16 protein-coding genes are annotated in these 16,153 nt (G+C 64.2%); 12 read left to right on the top strand and 4 right to left on the bottom strand.

What is annotated here, in order from left to right; all coding sequences use genetic code 11:
- The first annotated feature begins 3 nt into the window (after window positions 1-3).
- On the top strand, window positions 4-678 hold the full coding sequence (locus tag X566_RS08875) for an LON peptidase substrate-binding domain-containing protein (RefSeq protein WP_034465329.1): 675 nt from the start codon (window positions 4-6) through the stop codon (window positions 676-678).
- Window positions 679-762: 84 nt separating this feature from the next.
- Window positions 763-951: a Trm112 family protein gene (locus X566_RS08870; RefSeq protein ID WP_034465328.1), complete on the top strand. Its 189-nt coding sequence runs from the start codon at window positions 763-765 to the stop codon at window positions 949-951.
- A 15-nt stretch (window positions 952-966) separates the two neighbouring features.
- Here X566_RS08870 and X566_RS08865 read toward each other — a convergent pair whose 3' ends face one another.
- Window positions 967-2,214, bottom strand: coding sequence for a ubiquinone biosynthesis hydroxylase (locus X566_RS08865; RefSeq protein WP_034468222.1), 1,248 nt, complete (start codon window positions 2,212-2,214; stop codon window positions 967-969).
- A gap of 202 nt (window positions 2,215-2,416) precedes the next feature.
- Between X566_RS08865 and tesB the strand changes: the two genes are divergently transcribed.
- The 9 genes from tesB to X566_RS08820 all read left to right on the top strand — a co-directional run bounded on the left by tesB (window position 2,417) and on the right by X566_RS08820 (window position 13,204).
- A complete protein-coding gene (gene tesB / locus X566_RS08860) occupies window positions 2,417-3,316 on the top strand; it encodes an acyl-CoA thioesterase II (protein ID WP_034465327.1) in 900 nt (299 codons plus the stop codon).
- 142 nt (window positions 3,317-3,458) lie between these two features.
- Window positions 3,459-3,797, top strand: coding sequence for a P-II family nitrogen regulator (locus X566_RS08855; RefSeq protein ID WP_034468221.1), 339 nt, complete (start codon window positions 3,459-3,461; stop codon window positions 3,795-3,797).
- 35 nt (window positions 3,798-3,832) lie between these two features.
- Window positions 3,833-5,131: an ammonium transporter gene (locus X566_RS08850; RefSeq protein ID WP_034465325.1), complete on the top strand. Its 1,299-nt coding sequence runs from the start codon at window positions 3,833-3,835 to the stop codon at window positions 5,129-5,131.
- A 297-nt stretch (window positions 5,132-5,428) separates the two neighbouring features.
- Window positions 5,429-5,767, top strand: a complete 339-nt coding sequence (locus X566_RS08845; protein ID WP_034465322.1) for a P-II family nitrogen regulator — start codon at window positions 5,429-5,431, stop codon at window positions 5,765-5,767.
- A 38-nt stretch (window positions 5,768-5,805) separates the two neighbouring features.
- Window positions 5,806-7,245, top strand: coding sequence for an ammonium transporter (locus X566_RS08840; protein WP_034465320.1), 1,440 nt, complete (start codon window positions 5,806-5,808; stop codon window positions 7,243-7,245).
- Window positions 7,246-7,602: 357 nt separating this feature from the next.
- On the top strand, window positions 7,603-8,811 hold the full coding sequence (locus tag X566_RS08835) for an aminotransferase class I/II-fold pyridoxal phosphate-dependent enzyme (RefSeq protein WP_409337815.1): 1,209 nt from the start codon (window positions 7,603-7,605) through the stop codon (window positions 8,809-8,811).
- Between the two features lie 32 nt (window positions 8,812-8,843).
- On the top strand, window positions 8,844-11,345 hold the full coding sequence (locus X566_RS08830; protein WP_034465317.1) for a DNA translocase FtsK: 2,502 nt from the start codon (window positions 8,844-8,846) through the stop codon (window positions 11,343-11,345).
- Window positions 11,346-11,538: 193 nt separating this feature from the next.
- Window positions 11,539-12,309 (top strand): outer membrane lipoprotein carrier protein LolA, encoded by a 771-nt coding sequence (locus X566_RS08825; RefSeq protein ID WP_034468220.1) that lies wholly within the window; start codon window positions 11,539-11,541, stop codon window positions 12,307-12,309.
- Window positions 12,310-12,382: 73 nt separating this feature from the next.
- Complete coding sequence (locus X566_RS08820) at window positions 12,383-13,204, top strand: exodeoxyribonuclease III (RefSeq protein ID WP_034465315.1); 822 nt, start codon at window positions 12,383-12,385, stop codon at window positions 13,202-13,204.
- Between the two features lie 133 nt (window positions 13,205-13,337).
- Here the strand turns inward: X566_RS08820 and X566_RS08815 are convergent, their stop codons facing one another.
- Together X566_RS08815 and X566_RS08810 are read right to left on the bottom strand one after the other, a co-directional pair.
- On the bottom strand, window positions 13,338-13,793 hold the full coding sequence (locus X566_RS08815) for a cyclic nucleotide-binding domain-containing protein (protein ID WP_034465314.1): 456 nt from the start codon (window positions 13,791-13,793) through the stop codon (window positions 13,338-13,340).
- A gap of 136 nt (window positions 13,794-13,929) precedes the next feature.
- Window positions 13,930-14,616 carry a response regulator transcription factor gene (locus X566_RS08810; RefSeq protein WP_034465312.1) on the bottom strand — a complete coding sequence of 229 codons (687 nt, stop codon included), beginning with the start codon at window positions 14,614-14,616 and terminating at the stop codon, window positions 13,930-13,932.
- Window positions 14,617-14,804: 188 nt separating this feature from the next.
- Here X566_RS08810 and X566_RS08805 point away from each other — a divergent pair, with 188 nt between their 5' ends.
- Entirely contained in the window at window positions 14,805-15,350 is a 546-nt protein-coding gene (locus tag X566_RS08805) for a L,D-transpeptidase (RefSeq protein ID WP_034465310.1), read from the top strand.
- A gap of 35 nt (window positions 15,351-15,385) precedes the next feature.
- Here the strand turns inward: X566_RS08805 and X566_RS08800 are convergent, their stop codons facing one another.
- On the bottom strand, window positions 15,386-16,078 hold the full coding sequence (locus X566_RS08800; protein ID WP_034468219.1) for a YggS family pyridoxal phosphate-dependent enzyme: 693 nt from the start codon (window positions 16,076-16,078) through the stop codon (window positions 15,386-15,388).
- Window positions 16,079-16,153: the final 75 nt, after the last annotated feature.

Here is a 16,153-nt window from a genome sequence, read left to right as displayed (position 1 = left end):
CAGATGCCGATCAATGCCACCTATCGCGGTCCGGCTGACCTCATCGAGGTTATTCCGGTGTTTCCGCTAACCGGCGCCTTGCTGCTGCCGCGCGGCCAGATGCCGCTGAACATCTTCGAGCCGCGCTATCTGGCGATGGTCGACGATGCGCTGCGCGATGGACACCGGCTGATCGGCATGATCCAGCCGGATGTCGTCAACTCCGGCAATGCCGATCGTCCGGCGCTGTTCAACATCGGCTGCGTCGGCCGTATCACCCAGCTCGGCGAGACCGGCGATGGCCGCTATCTGCTCGAACTCACAGGCATTTCCCGATTCAAGGTCGTCGAGGAGCTGACGGTCTCGACTCCCTACCGCCAGTGCCGGGTCGACTACTTTCCGTTCGTGGACGATTTCACGGCCCGCAAGGGCGAGGACCTGGTCAACCGCGACGAGGTGCTGCGGGTGTTGTCGGACTTTTTGAAAGCCAACAATCTGAAGGCCGATTGGGACGGCATCGAGCGGGCCCCGAACGAGGCACTGGTCAATGCGCTGGCGATGATGTCGCCCTATGGCGCACCCGAGAAGCAGGCGCTGCTTGAAGCGCCGAACCTGAAAACTCGCGCCGAGATCCTGGTCGCGGTGACGGAAATTGAGCTCGCCAAGAAGAGAACGACGGGCGAGCCACCGCTGCAGTGACCGTGGCAGAACCGCGCCGCCGCCGTTGACGGCCGCCGCGCGGAATGCGACCACCGCAGCGTAGATTGCTTGGAGCGTCCTGCGATGCCGCCTGCCGACACCGTCGATCCGAAGCTTTTGGAGTTCCTGGTCTGCCCGCTGACCAAGGGGCGGTTGGAGTACGATAGCGCACGCCAGGAATTGATCTCGCGCTCCGCGAAGCTCGCCTATCCGATCCGCGACGGCATTCCGATCATGTTGCCGGAGGAAGCGCGTCAGATCGACGCCGACTGACAGGAGCGGCTTTATTCAAAGCGTCTCGCCGCGCAGCAGCCGCGGCACCTCACCGCGCAACCCCGCCGCCTGCTGGATCAGGGCGTTCTTCAACGGCGGCATGCGGTCGACCAGGCCAAGACCGATGTCGCGCACCGTCCGCAACAGCGACGACCGGTTCGAGAACAGCACGTTGAGGCCGTTCGTGGCGACGCCCATGGCCATCGTGTCGAACCTGCGCCAGCGCTGATAGCGCTCCAGCACATCCGCCTGCCCAGGATCGAGCCCGAGCCGCACGGCATCGACCACCACTTCGGCAAGCGCGGCAATGTCCTTCAAGCCGAGATTGAGGCCCTGCCCGGCAATCGGATGGATCACATGCGCCGCATCGCCGACCAGCGCCAACCGCTCGCCGACGAACGAGCGCGCGATGAAATAACCGAGCGGGAATGCGCGCGGTGTGGTCTCCGCATGCAACTCGCCAAGATGCAGGCCGAAGCGCCGCGTGAGCTCGTGCCTGAAGGCATCCTCCGGCAACGCGACGATCCGTTCGGCATCGCGGCGTGTTTCAGTCCAGACCAGCGACGCCCGCTTGCCGGTCAGCGGCAGGATCGCAAAGGGACCGGCCGGCAGGAAATGCTCCTCGGCCCGGCCATTGTGTTCGCGCTCGTGCGCGACGGTCACGACGATCCCGGATTGATCGTAGTCCCAGCCGTAAGTTGGAATGCCGGCGCGTTCACGCAGCGCCGACCGCCCCCCGTCTGCTGCCACCAGCAGAGCAGCCTCCGTCAGATCACCGTCGGCGAAGGTGACGGCAATGGTGCCGTGCCCATGGCTGAAGTTCGTCACCGCGGTCGGTCGCAACGTGACGCCCTGCGCCGTGCAGGCCTCGACCAGCGCATCGATCAGGAAACGGTTTTCGACCATATGCGCGAAGGGCTGCGAAGCTTCCGCAGTTTCGCCGTCAGCAGACCGGCCAGGCTCAGTCGCAAAGGTGAGGAACACCGGCCGCGCCACGTCCTCGAGACGGCTGTCGGTCACCACCATGTCCAGAATCGGTTGCGCATGCGACGCCACCGCTCCCCAGACCCCGAGCGTCTCGAACAGATTGCGACCCGCGGCAATGATCGCCGACGCACGCGGGTCCCGGCTCGGGCGCGTGGCCAAGGCTGGATCGGCGACGATGATCGTAAAGCCTTCCCCGAGCCCCTGGCGCAGCGCCAGCGCCAGTGCCAGGCCGGCAAAACCGCCCCCGCCGATGACAATGCTCTTGCGTTCCGTCATGTCCATCTCAGCCCGGTTCGCGCCATGCCGCCGAGTCCCGGACCGTGGTACCGGACTCTCGCAGGTGAACCCACGATTTATGCAGTTTTGCCGTCCCCGCCAACCCTTGACGGCCTCGCTCCTTGCAGCCCTTGCCACGAGGCCGCACCTGCGCGACAACGCCGGACTTTCCAGCCAAACCAACGTGATAGCCTCGTAGCCGATGTCCGACCAAGCCATTCACCTGCTCAAGCTGCTCGACCTCGAACCGATCGAGGTGAACCTGTTTCGCGGCATCAGCCCGCGATCGAAATGGCCGCGCGTGTTCGGCGGACAGGTGATCGGACAGGCGATGGTTGCCGCTTGCCGCACGGTGGACGAGCGGCTGCCCCACTCCCTGCACGCTTATTTCATCCTGCCCGGCGATCCGACCGTTCCGATCATCTACGAGGTCGGCCGGCTGCGCGACGGACGCAGCTTCTCGACCCGGCGGGTCACCGGGATTCAACACGGCCAAGCGATCTTCTCGATGATCGTCTCGTTCGCGAAACCGGAGAAGGACAGTTTCAGCCACCAGGAGGTCATGCCCGAGGTGCCGCCCCCGGAGGCTTTCTCGCCGGAGAAGATGGCCGGCCACCCGCTGCTGAAGGATGCGCCGAAGTTCGTGAAGCGCTTCTATGAGAGCGATCGACCGTTCCGCCGCCGCCCGGTGGAAATGCGCCCGGTGGAATTCGAGCGCTATCTCGGCCAAAAGGCCCCGGGTGGCCGGATCAACTTCTGGATCAAGACCAATGTCGAGCTGCCCGACGATCCGGCAATCCATCAATGCGCGCTGGCCTACGCATCCGACATGGCGCTGCTCGACTCAATCGCAGCGCGGCACGGGGAAGCGCTGTTCAAGGACAACATCATGGCGGCGAGTCTCGATCACGCCATGTGGTTCCATCGACCGTTCCGCGCCGACGAATGGATGCTCTATTCGCAGGACAGCCCCAGCGCCAATGGCGGCCGGGGACTGGCCCGCGGCATGATCTTCACCCGCGATGGCGTGCATGTCGCCACCGTCGCACAGGAAGGCCTCGTGCGGTTGCGGTCGCCTACGGCAACGCCGCCTGTCGCGTGACGCATCACATTTGACCGGAAATTTTGCGGACAGGGCGGAAAAGCGCCGCCCTGCCGCTTAACTCTTGCGCAGTCTGCCGATAAGGTCGGCAGCCGTGTGCGTTGCCGATCGTACCGAAGGGTCGGCCAATCGGGGCATGACCATGAAGTTGATTGTTGCGATCATTAAGCCGTTCAAGCTCGACGAGGTTCGTCAGGCCCTGACCGAAATCGGCGTCCATGGCATGACCGTGACCGAGGTGAAGGGTTACGGGCGCCAGAAGGGCCACACTGAAATCTATCGCGGCGCCGAATATGTCGTGAACTTCCTGCCGAAGCTGCGGATCGAAGTCGCCGTCGACTCCAGCCTCGCGGACAAGGCGGTCGAGGTCATTACCGCACGCGCACGGACCGGCCAGATCGGCGACGGCAAGGTGTTCGTCACGACGATCGAAAATGCCGTGAGGATTCGTACGGGGGAAACCGACAGCGACGCGCTCTGACGCCATCGCTGACGCTGGAATTTGGGGGATTCGACATGACGGCCTCGCTTTGCCGCGCGGTTTCTGGCGCCGCAATTGTTCTTGCCTGTTCGGCTTTTCCAGCTTTCGCGCAGCAACCAGCCAAGATCGATCCCGCCGACACCGCGTGGATGATCGTTGCCACCGCCTTCGTGCTGATGATGACGATCCCCGGGCTGGCGCTGTTCTATTCCGGCATGGTGCGCAAAAAGAACGTGCTGGCGACGATGGCGCAAAGCCTTGCCGCAGTCGCCATGGTCTCGGTGCTCTGGTTCGCCTTCGGCTACTCGCTGACATTCGTCGGTGACGGGCCGTTTATCGGCTCGTTCGATCGTGCCTTTCTGCTCGGCATGACGATGGACAGCGTCAACCCGGCGGCCAAGACGATCCCCGAAGCCCTGTTCATGCTCTACCAGATGACGTTCGCCATCATCACGGTGGCGCTGGTCGCGGGCTCGGTGGCGGATCGCATGCGTTTTTCCGCCTATCTTCTGTTCTCGTTCGGCTGGTTCGTCGTCGTCTATCTTCCGCTCGCGCACTGGGTCTGGGGCGGCGGTTTTCTCGCCAGCGCCGGTGTGCTCGACTTCGCCGGCGGCCTCGTCGTCCACTTGAGCGCGGGCGTCAGCGGACTGGTCGCAGCGGTTGTGCTCGGCCGCCGCCACGGCTACGGCACCGACAATCTCGCGCCTTACGATCTGTCGCTCGCGGTGATCGGCACCGGCCTGTTATGGGTCGGCTGGTTTGGCTTCAACGGCGGCTCCGCGCTCGGCGCCAACGCCCGCGCGGTGATGGCCTTGGTCGCCACCCATCTCGCCGCCTGTGCCGGCGCGCTCACCTGGGCGGCGATCGAATGGGCGACACGCCGCAAGCCGTCGGTGCTCGGCATGATCTCCGGTGCGATCGCAGGCCTTGGCACGATCACCCCCGCATCCGGCTTCGTCGAGCCCTGGCACGGCGTCATCATCGGTGTGATCGCCGGCGCGCTGTGCTTCTGGGCCTGCACCAGCCTGAAGCACCGGCTGAACTACGACGATTCCCTCGACGTGTTCGGCGTTCACGGCATCGGCGGCCTGGCCGGCACGATCCTGGCCGGCGTCTTCGCCACCGCCGCGATCTGCGGGACGTCCGGCCTGTTGGAGGGCAACCTGCAACAACTCTGGGCCCAGCTCTATGGCGTGGCCGTCACGCTGGTCTGGGCGGCAGCCGCAACCTTCGTCCTGCTAAAACTCGTCGGCCTGTTCGTCGCGCTGCGCACCCCGCTGCAGCACGAGATGGAAGGGCTGGATATCACCCAGCATGGCGAAGCTCTTCAGTAGCCGTTCGCTACCTTGCTACCGACGATTTGCCTTGCCGCTAGGCAGGATTGTGTCGAGACCCTGACGTGCCGCGAATCTATGCAGCTGTGATCAGAGTTTAGGCGCGACCAAACAACGCGGCGCGGCCGGTCTCTGTCGCCGGCGAAATAAGCCTGCATTCAGAGTTCCTTAGCAACCGGCGGCGAACTGGCACGCCATTTGATTCCCCTTGCTCGGCTGTGCCCGCGGGATGCTCGCGTGGTCGTCTCAGTCGGGAAGCCCGGACGTTCCGGTCCGGGTGCAAGCGGGGAAGAACTCATGAAAATAGTTATGGCGATTATCAAGCCATTCAAACTGGAAGAGGTTCGTGACGCCCTGACCGCCATCGGCGTTCATGGCCTGACGGTCACCGAGGTCAAAGGCTATGGCCGCCAGAAAGGCCACACGGAAATCTACCGCGGCGCCGAGTACGCGGTGAGCTTCCTGCCCAAGATCAAGCTCGAAGTCGCGGTCGCATCCGATCAGGTCGACAAGACCATCGAAGCGATCACTGGCGCGGCCAAGACCGGCCAGATCGGCGACGGCAAGATCTTCGTGATCGGCCTCGATCATGCTGTGCGCATCCGCACCGGCGAATCCGACGCTGCCGCCCTCTGATCCCGCGCACATCCCTATCCAATCAGGAGACAAGACAAATGACGTTCAAGCGTCCCACCAGCGCGGGATTGATCGCCCTCGCAGTCGGCCTGCTCGCCGCAACCGCGGCGCATGCCGAACCGACCATCAACAAGGGTGACAATGCCTGGATGCTGACATCGACGGTGCTCGTGCTGTTGATGACCATCCCGGGCCTCGCGCTGTTCTACGGTGGCCTGGTTCGCTCCAAGAACATGCTCTCGGTGCTGATGCAGGTGTTCTACACCGTCTGTATCGTCGCGGTGCTCTACGCGGTCTACGGTTACAGCCTCGCCTTCACCGGCGGCTCCGACTTCATCGGCGGATTCTCCAAGGCCTTCATGGCCGGCGTGACCACCGATTCCAAGGTCGGCACCTTCAGCCCCGACGTCGCGGTCTCGGAGCTCGTCTACTTCTGCTTCCAGCTGACGTTCGCTGCGATCACGCCCGCGCTGATCGTCGGCGCGTTCGCCGAACGCATGAAGTTCGCGGCGGTGGCGCTGTTCGTACCGCTGTGGGTCACCATCATCTACCTGCCGATGGCGCACATGGTCTGGTACTGGGCCGGCCCGGACGCGATCACCGAGGCGGCGAAGGCGGTTGCTGCCGCGGCTGACGCAGCGGCGAAGACTGCGGCGCAGGCGAAACTCGACGAAGTCAACGCCGACGGCGGCTTCCTGTTCAAGATGGGCGCGCTCGACTTCGCGGGCGGTACCGTCGTGCACATCAACGCCGGCATTGCCGGTCTCGTCGGCGCGCTGATCATCGGCAAGCGGATCGGCTACGGCAAGGAGCTGATGGCTCCGCACTCGCTGACCATGACCATGATCGGTGCGGCGTTGCTGTGGGTTGGCTGGTTCGGCTTCAACGCCGGCTCGAATCTCGAAGCCAATGGTGGCGCGGCCCTCGCGATGGCCAACACCTTCGTCGCCACTGCGGCAGCGGCGCTGTCGTGGATGTTCGCCGAGTGGATCGTCAAGGGCCATCCCTCGCTGCTGGGCGCACTGTCCGGCGCGATCGCGGGCCTCGTGGCGGTGACGCCGGCGGCAGGTTTCTCCGGCATCATGGGTGCGATCGTGCTCGGCCTCGTCGCCGGCGTCGTCTGCCTGATCTTCTGCACCGCGATCAAGAACGCGCTCGGCTACGACGACTCGCTCGATGTGTTCGGCGTCCACTGCATCGGCGGCATCGTCGGCGCGATCGGCACCGGCATCCTGGTCAATCCGAGCCTCGGCGGCAGCGGCGTGATGAACTACGAGACCGCCCAGGCCGGCTACGACTTCGCCGCCCAGATGATGTCGCAGATCAAGGCCGTCGGCTTCACCCTGCTGTGGTCGGGCATCGGTTCGGCGATCCTGTTCAAGATCGTCGACGTGATCGTCGGGCTGCGCGTCTCGACCGAAAACGAGCGCGAAGGCCTCGACGTCACCGAGCACACCGAGCGCGCCTACAACATGTGAGATCGAGCGCGGCGGCCACGCCGCGTTCACATCCGATCTGATCGGAACCGGTTACCCACGCGGAATCGACTCGAGAGCCGGAGAAAGATCAGACCAAGAGACGTCAGACCGAGAGACAACGGTTGGGGCACAAACCCGGCACTGCCCCAAACGTCGAGGGGCTCCAGCGCAAGCTGGGGCCCCTCACCTTTTACGCTCCCCGCCCAGCCTTGCGGCCAGCAGGCGACGGCGGCCGAGCCGAATTTGCCTGCGCCGACCCATGGTTAATTGGGTCTTAACCTCGCGACACCTATGGTAACTTGCAGTCTCCCGGCACGCGTTGTGCCGGGCAGCGAGCGTTGGCGTTTCGAAATGTCCATGACCAGTCCCCTGCCTGTCTCTCCCGCCTCCGGACCCAAGGAGAGCGAACGGTCGCCGTTCGCCCGTCTGGCCGACCTCATCAGCGGGATCGAGCCGGGCAAACCGCTGATCAGCCTTTCGTTGGGGGAACCGCAGCATCCGGTTCCCGATTTCGTACAGCCGGTGCTGGCGAAGCACACCGCCGATTTCGGCCGTTATCCGATGGCCAAGGGCATCGAACCGTTCCGCAAGGCGGCGGCGGATTGGCTCAACAAGCGTTTCAAGCTGCCGCGCGCGATCGATCCCGAGAGCGAGGTGCTGGTGCTGAACGGCAGCCGCGAGGGGCTGTTCTTCGCCGCGATTTCCGCCGAGCGCTATGTCGGCCCGCGCCGCGGCAAGCCGGCGATCCTGATGCCGAACCCATTCTACCCGACCTACGCGGCCGGTGCGCGGTCCGCCGGTTGCGAGACCGTGTTCCTGCCCGCGACGGCCGCCAACGGCTTCCTGCCCGACCTCGATGCGCTCGGCGACGACCTGCTGGGGCGCACGGTCGCGTTCTACATCGCCTCCCCCGCCAATCCGCAGGGCACCGTCGCCACCCGCAGCTACTTCGAGCGGCTGAAGGCCCTCGCCGATCGCTACGGCTTCATCATCCTGAGCGACGAATGCTACTCCGAGATCTACACCAAGGAAGCGCCGGGCAGCATGCTCGAAGCCGCCGGCCCCAACTTCAAGAACGTGGTCGCATTCCAGTCGCTGTCGAAGCGCTCCAACCTGCCGGGGATGCGGGTCGGCTTCGTCGCCGGAGACAAAGCCTTTCTCGCCGCATTCCATGAACTGCGCAACGTCGCCGCGCCGCAAGTGCCGGTGCCGCTGCAGCAGGTCGCCGTCGCCGCCTACAGCGACGAAGCCCATGTGGAAGAGAACCGTCGCCTCTACCGGATCAAATTCGATCTCGCCGACCAGATTCTCGGCAATCGCTACGGCTACAAGCGGCCGGCGGGCGGCTTTTGCGTCTGGCTCGACGTCTCCCAGTTCGGCGGCGACGAAGCCGCGACCGTTCGCCTGTTCAAGGAAGGCGGCGTGCGCGTGATTCCCGGCAGCTATCTCGCCCGCCAGCAGGCGGACGGCAGCAACCCCGGCGCGGGCTACATCCGCCTTGCGCTGGTGCAGGATTCCGAGACGACGGCCGAAGCTCTGCACCGGCTGGTGAAGGTGCTCGGTTAGATGAAACAGGTCGAGCAAAAGGCCCGATAGCCATGGCGGCGATGGAGCGGACGCTTCCCCTGATGAGCCGATTGCCGGAACCGATTCGCGACATGCTGGCGCGCCGCATGCGTGAGTTGACCGGCCTCGGTCTGATTGCGCTGGTTTGCATGGCGGCGGTCGCCTTGGCGACCTGGTCGGTGCAGGACCCGAGCCTCAGCCACGCGACATCCAAGCCGGTTCGCAACCTGATGGGCTATCCCGGCGCGATCTCCGCCGACCTGATGATGCAGATCCTCGGCCTCGGCGCGATCATGCTGCTGCTGCCGGTCGCGATCTGGGGTTGGCGCATGCTGACCCATCGCCACTTCGATCGCGAGGCCTTGCGGATCGCGCTCTGGATTCTAGCCGCCGTGCTGTGTGCCGGCTTTGCAAGCTGCTGGCCGCGCAGCGGTGCCTGGCCGCTGCCGACCGGTCTCGGCGGCGTCACCGGCGATGCGATTGTCCGCTTCATCTCCTCCCTGTTCGGGGCGGACAACGTCTTCATGCGGATGGCGATGGCGCTGGTCTTCGGCGTTGCCACCATCGCCGCTTTCGTTTTCGCCAGTGGCGCCGGCTCGCGCGAGAAGTCGCTGCTGGCCGACTATGACGATGATGAAGAGGACGCGGACGAAGTCGATGACGGGGAGGTCGAATCCGCAGAGCGCGAGCCGCGTGGCCTGATCTCACTCGGGTTGATCTCGCACGCGCTGTTGTCGGCCCGTGCGCGCATCGGCCGCCTTGGTGCAACCGCGTATGCGCTGCTCGTGTCGAGCAACGCGCAGCCGAAGGCGGCGAGCTTCGAACGGCGCGAGCCCAGCCTGGACGGACGCGCGAGCAGCCCGTCGCTGGTCCCGCAGGCGCAGCAGGGCTTCGACGATGACGACGCTGACGTTGATGGAGACGAGGCGGAGAACGTCGCTGACGCGGCGGAAGCGGACGAGCCTGTCGCCCGCGCGCCGAAGAAGCGTCCTCTGCGCGCGCCGGCAAAGAAATCGGCGGGCGCCTTCGTCCTGCCGCCGATCAACGTGCTCAGCGCCCCGAAGGCCTCCGATCGCAAGACGCTCTCCAACGACGTGCTGCAGCAGAACGCCAAGGCGCTGGAGGCCGTGCTGCAGGACTTCGGCGTCCGCGGCGAAATCACCAATGCGCGGCCTGGTCCGGTCGTCACGCTGTACGAGCTCGAACCCGCGCCGGGCATCAAATCGTCGCGCGTCATCGGCCTTGCCGACGACATCGCCCGCTCGATGAGCGCGATGGCCGCCCGCGTCGCCGTCGTCGCCGGCCGCAACGCGATCGGCATCGAGCTGCCGAACGAACATCGCGAAAAGGTCTATTTGCGCGAGCTGCTCGCTGCGAAGGAAAACATCGAATCGGTCGCTAAGCTGCCGCTGTGCCTCGGCAAGACGATCGGCGGCGAGCCGGTGATCATCGATCTCGCACGCACGCCGCACATGCTGATTGCGGGCACCACCGGCTCCGGCAAGTCGGTCGCCATCAACACGATGATCTTGAGCCTGCTGTATCGGCTCCGGCCGGATCAGTGCCGGCTGATCATGGTCGATCCGAAGATGCTCGAACTGTCGGTCTATGACGGCATTCCGCACCTGCTGACCCCGGTCGTTACCGATCCGAAGAAGGCCGTCGTCGCGCTGAAGTGGGCCGTGCGCGAGATGGAAGAGCGTTACAAGAAGATGGCCAAGCTCGGTGTGCGCAACATCGACGGCTACAACGCCCGTCTCGCCGACGCCAAGGCCAAGGGCGAGGAGCTGACCCGCACCGTTCACACCGGCTTCGACAAGGAAACCGGCAAAGCGATCTACGAGGAAGAGAAGCTCGAACTCGAGCCGCTGCCGTTCATCGTCATCATCGTTGACGAAATGGCCGACCTGATGATGGTCGCCGGTAAGGATATCGAAGGCACGGTGCAGCGGCTGGCGCAGATGGCGCGCGCCGCCGGCCTGCATGTGATTCTCGCCACGCAACGTCCGTCAGTCGACGTCATCACCGGCACCATCAAGGCGAACTTCCCGACCCGCATCTCCTTCCAGGTCACTTCCAAGATCGACAGCCGCACGATTCTCGGTGAGATGGGCGCCGAGCAGCTGCTCGGCCAGGGCGACATGCTTTACATGGCCGGCGGCGGCCGCATCAGCCGCGTGCATGGCCCGTTCGTCTCCGACGACGAGGTCGAGAAGGTGGTCCGCCATCTCAAGGCGCAAGGGCAGCCGGAGTATCTCGAGGCCGTCACTGCGGAAGAGGAAACCGCCGAAGACGGCGCGGTGTTCGATTCGACCGGCATGGGCGGCGGTGGCGAGGCCGATCTGTTCGCGCAGGCCGTGCAGATCGTCAAACGCGACCGCAAGGCCTCGACCAGCTATATCCAACGGCGGCTGCAGATCGGCTATAACCGTGCAGCCTCCCTGATGGAGCGCATGGAGGAAGAAGGCATCGTTGGGCAGGCCAACCATGCCGGCAAGCGCGAAATTCTGATCGCGGAAGAGGAAGGATTCTGACGGACTTTCGGCTCCGTTCGCAGCGATCGGTGAAACGAAGGCCGTGAAATCGCCACAGCACGCCGTTAGCGCGGATATCCAACCAGACCGGCGCTTGTCGCAAGCGGCCACATAGGACGGCATCACGTTGAAAGTGCAAAACCAAAGTCGGTTTCGGAGCGCAGGACGAGGGGTTCGCGGCACGATCGCGCGGATCGCTGCCGTGATCGTCATAACGTCGTTCGCCTCCGACGTGCTGGCAGAGACCGTCCCGTTGCCACGGCCAGCGCCGAAAGCGCGTGATACCGCTCGTCCGAGCGACATCACCGGAGGGGCTTCCCTCGCCGGAACACCGCCGCCGCCTTTCCAGTCAACGCCGCCCAACCCGATCCTGCCCAACCCTCGCCTACGGCCGGTTGCCGACGGCGTGTTCGATGCTGCCCAGCGCGCCCAGGTGGCGAAGGTCTCGACCTATCTCTCGTCGCTCTCCACCCTGGTCGGCAATTTCGTTCAGGTGGCACCGAACGGCAATCGATCGACCGGCGAATTCTACATGCAGAAGCCCGGCAAGGTGCGGTTCGCCTACGATCCGCCGAGCCCGATCGACGTCGTTTCCGACGGCAAGACCATGGTCGTGCGCGATCGCAAGCTTGCAACGCAGGACGTCTATCCGCTGTCGCAGACCCCGCTCCGCTATCTGCTGTCGGACCGCATCGACCTGATGCGTGATACCAATGTTGTGAACGTCTCCGCCGACGACGTGTTCGTCACCGTGACGATCGAGGAACGGCAGGCGCTGATCGGCACCAGCCGCCTGATGCTGATGATCGGCACCAAGGACAATCAGCTCAAGCAATGGACGGTGACCGACCCGCAGGGCTACGACACCACCATCGCAGTCTACAACTTGAACACCCAGAAGAAGCCGGATCCGGAGCTGTTCAGGATCGACTACACGCGCTATGACGACGGTCGCAACAACTGAGACCGATTGAGACGCGACTGATCGGCTTCAATCGCTGCGCCTCCGATCGCCGCTTCGTGTGACCCCCCGTCCCATGCGACTGACCATCACGACCTGGAACATCAATTCGGTCCGCCTGCGCATCGACCTGGTTGCGAAGTTCATCAAGGCCGTCAGGCCCGATGTGCTCTGCCTTCAGGAAACCAAGTGCCCCGATGACGCCTTTCCGCTGAAGCGTTTCAAGCGGCTCGGCTACGAGCATGTCGCCATCAACGGCCAGAAGGGATATCACGGCGTCGCGGTGATTTCGCGCCTGCCGTTTGACGCGACCGATATCCGCACCTTCTGCAACAAGATCGATTCCCGGCATCTGTCCGTATCGTTGGGCGACAAGGCCCAGCTGGCCAAGCCGATCGTGCTGCACAACTTCTATGTCCCTTCCGGCGGTGACATTCCCGATCCGGTCGTGAATCCGAAGTTCGAACATAAGCTCGCCTTTCTCGACGAGATGCGGCAGTGCGACCCGCTGCACGCGGACGGCAGCGGCGAGCGGCACGTTCTGGTCGGCGACCTCAACGTCGCGCCGTACGAGCACGACGTCTGGTCGCACAAGCAGCTGCTCAACGTCGTCTCGCACACGCCGATCGAATGCGACAAGCTGCTCGCGGTGAAAGAACGTGGCAACTGGATCGACATTGCGCGGCAACGCATTCCGATGTCGGAAAAGATCTACACCTGGTGGAGCTACCGCGCGGCCGACTGGGAGCTGTCGAACCGCGGCCGGCGGCTCGATCACATCTGGGTTTCGCCGGCGCTCGGCAGCGATGTGGTTGATTTCAACATCACCCGCGATGCGCGCGGATGGGAACGGCCGTCGGACCATGTGCCTGTCACCGCAACGTTCGAGGTCGCGTAAGCCAACTCGGCCGGAGACTGGCACCCGCGCAGCACTGCTGCGATGTCTTGAACCAACTCGCGCGAACGTATCAGCAGAAGCATGGGAGTGCTCCTGACGATCGCATCTTGGTCGGGCCGACGATGTGAGGACGCTATGGCGGAGCGAGCTTGCCGCTGGCGATCATCAGGTCGCTGGCCGCCTGACTGGTGCGTTTCGCAAGATCGTCGCGCAGGCGCCGCGCCGCGTCCGGATGCCCTTCGAGCACGCGCAGGAACATGCTGCGGGAAATGCGCAGCACCGAGGATTCGGTAACGGCCGTCGCGGTCGAGGGCCGTTGCATTTCCATCAGCAATGCAAGCTCGCCGATCAGCGCGCCTGGACCGACCACCAGATCGCGATAACCGCCGGTATCCTGTGTCGACACGCGAATGCTGCCGTGCTGGACGACGTAGCCCGCATCGGCGGTATCGCCGGAGCGAAACAACGTCTCGTCACGCCGCAGGCGCCGCGCTTCCGAGCCGATCGCGAGCACCCGCAGAGCATCGTTGCCCAACAGCCGTAGCGTCGGAACACTCGCAAGCAGATTGACGTCGTCCTCAATCGACATTCGAAACCGCGACCGGATCAAGCTCTGTCAAGACGCGGACGGCGTGCACCGCACCGCGATGGCGCGAGCATGATTGTTCCGGAAATCCGGCCCAGCGTTCCAGATCATGCCCCCGCGAATCGATCTGCGAATCCTATCACGGCACCAGTTTGTACCCGCCGGATTCCGTGACCAGGATGGCCGGGCTCGCAGCATCGAGCTCAATCTTTTGCCGCAGGCGATAGATGTGCGTCTCGAGCGTGTGCGTGGTTACGCCGGAGTTGTAGCCCCACACCTCCTGCAACAGTGTTTCGCGCGACACCGGCGCTTGGCTGGCGCGGTACAGGAACCGGAGAATGGCGGTCTCCTTTTCCGTCAGCCGCACCTTCTTCGCGTTGGCGCCGATCAGCATCTTCGAACCGGGACGGAAGCTGTAGGGCCCGACCGAGAACACCGCGTCCTCGCTCGCTTCGTGCTGGCGGAGCTGCGCACGGATACGCGCCAGCAGCACGGCAAACCGAAACGGCTTGGTCACATAGTCGTTGGCGCCGGATTCCAGACCGAGAATCGTATCGGAATCGGTGTCATGCCCCGTCAGCATGATGATCGGCGCCTTGAAGCCGGATTTTCGCAGGCTGCGCACGACCTCGCGCCCGTCGGTATCTGGCAGGCCCACGTCGATGATCATCAAGTCCGGCGCGTTGGTTTTGGCCGCCGCGGCGCCCTTGGCACCGGTATCGACGGCCGATGCCTCGAATTCCTCATGCAGGGCGAGTTGCTCGACCAGCGTCTCGCGCAGATCGTTATCGTCATCCACGATCAGAATCTTGCGGGCGGTGGCCATGGGAAGTTGCGTCCTTGAGAGCAGTTCGAGGGAGTAAACACCGATCCGCCGTAAAAATGCGGCGATATAACAGCCAGACAGGCAGAATCGGCCTGCCTGTGGACGAGAAAAGCTATGCGAAATAAAGCATCCTGAGCGCAGAGTGCAAGCTTGAGTTGCCGATTTCGTCTATAAATTGCGGTTTTTCAATGAGTTACGTTAATTCCCGCACGCACGGTACACTCTTGATCCGGGTCCGGCGCAAGGCCGGGGAGCCAACCAAGGGTGTTTTGCTGCTGGATGGGCAGCCGATCCCGGTTGCCCTCGGTCGCGGCGGGCTGATCGCCAACAAGTTCGAGGGCGATGGCGGGACGCCGATCGGCATCTTCCGCCCGCTGCGCCTGTGGTGGCGGAAGGACCGGCATCTGCGCCCTGCCACCCGTCTGCCGGTGCATGCGATCCGGCCTGACGACGGTTGGTGTGAAGACCCGTCAAGCCGGCACTACAACCGCCCGGTGCGCCTCTCGCCCGGCAGCACCGCCGACCGGCTGATGCGCGCCGATCACCTGTACGATTTCATCGTCGAGATCGATCACAACAGCCGCCCGCGGGTGAAACGGCGAGGAAGTGCCGTGTTCCTGCATCTGGCAAGACCGGCCTTCGCTCCCACCGCGGGCTGCATCGCCATGACGCGCCCCGCCATGCTGCGGCTGCTCGCCCGGCTCGGTCCCGACACACGGATCGTCGTCGGCTGACCACAGCCCGGCCAGCCCAGGCGGAACGCAGTCCGTCAGACCGGCTTGGATCGCTGGCCGAAGATCGCCGAGCCGACGCGAACATGCGTGGCGCCCATCAGGATCGCCTCGGCGAAGTCCGCGCTCATTCCCATCGACAGCAGCTTCAGTCCGTTGCGCGCGGCGATCTTCGCTGTCAGCGCGAAATGCGGCGCGGCCGCTTCATCCACCGGCGGGATGCACATCAAGCCCGCGATCGTCAGTCCATAGGTCTTGGTGCAGGCTGCAAGGAACGCATCGGCGTCCTGCGGGGCAATACCCGCCTTCTGCGGTTCCTCGCCGGTATTGATCTGCACAAACAGATGCGGCGCGCGCCCCTGCTTGTCGATCTCCTTGGCCAAGGCTTCACAAATGCTCGGCCTGTCCACCGAGTGGATGGCGTGGAACAGCGCGACGGCCTCCTTGGCCTTGTTCGACTGCAACGGGCCGATCAGGTGCAGTTCGACGTCGGGATAGCGAGCCATCAACACCGGCCATTTTGCCTTCGCTTCCTGCACGCGGTTTTCACCGAACACGCGCTGGCCGGCCGTCAGCACCGGCACGATCGCTTCGGCTTCGAACGTCTTCGACACCGCGACGAGCTGGACCTCGCTGCGATCCCGGGCCGCATCCTTGCAGGCGCGCAGGATCTCCTGCTCGACGCCAGCAAGTCCGGACGGTGAATCGGGGGTTAACGGTGAGCCAGACATCGCGACGAACAAAAGCCTCCGATCGATTCAAATTTTATCTATTGCACAAAATCCTTCTTGATGCGCCGGCCTTAT

The organism is Afipia sp. P52-10 (assembly GCF_000516555.1).
In the GTDB taxonomy this organism is placed as follows: domain Bacteria; phylum Pseudomonadota; class Alphaproteobacteria; order Rhizobiales; family Xanthobacteraceae; genus P52-10.
The sequence above is the reverse complement of the archived record's forward strand: the minus strand, read 5'-3'. Positions and strand labels throughout refer to the sequence as shown.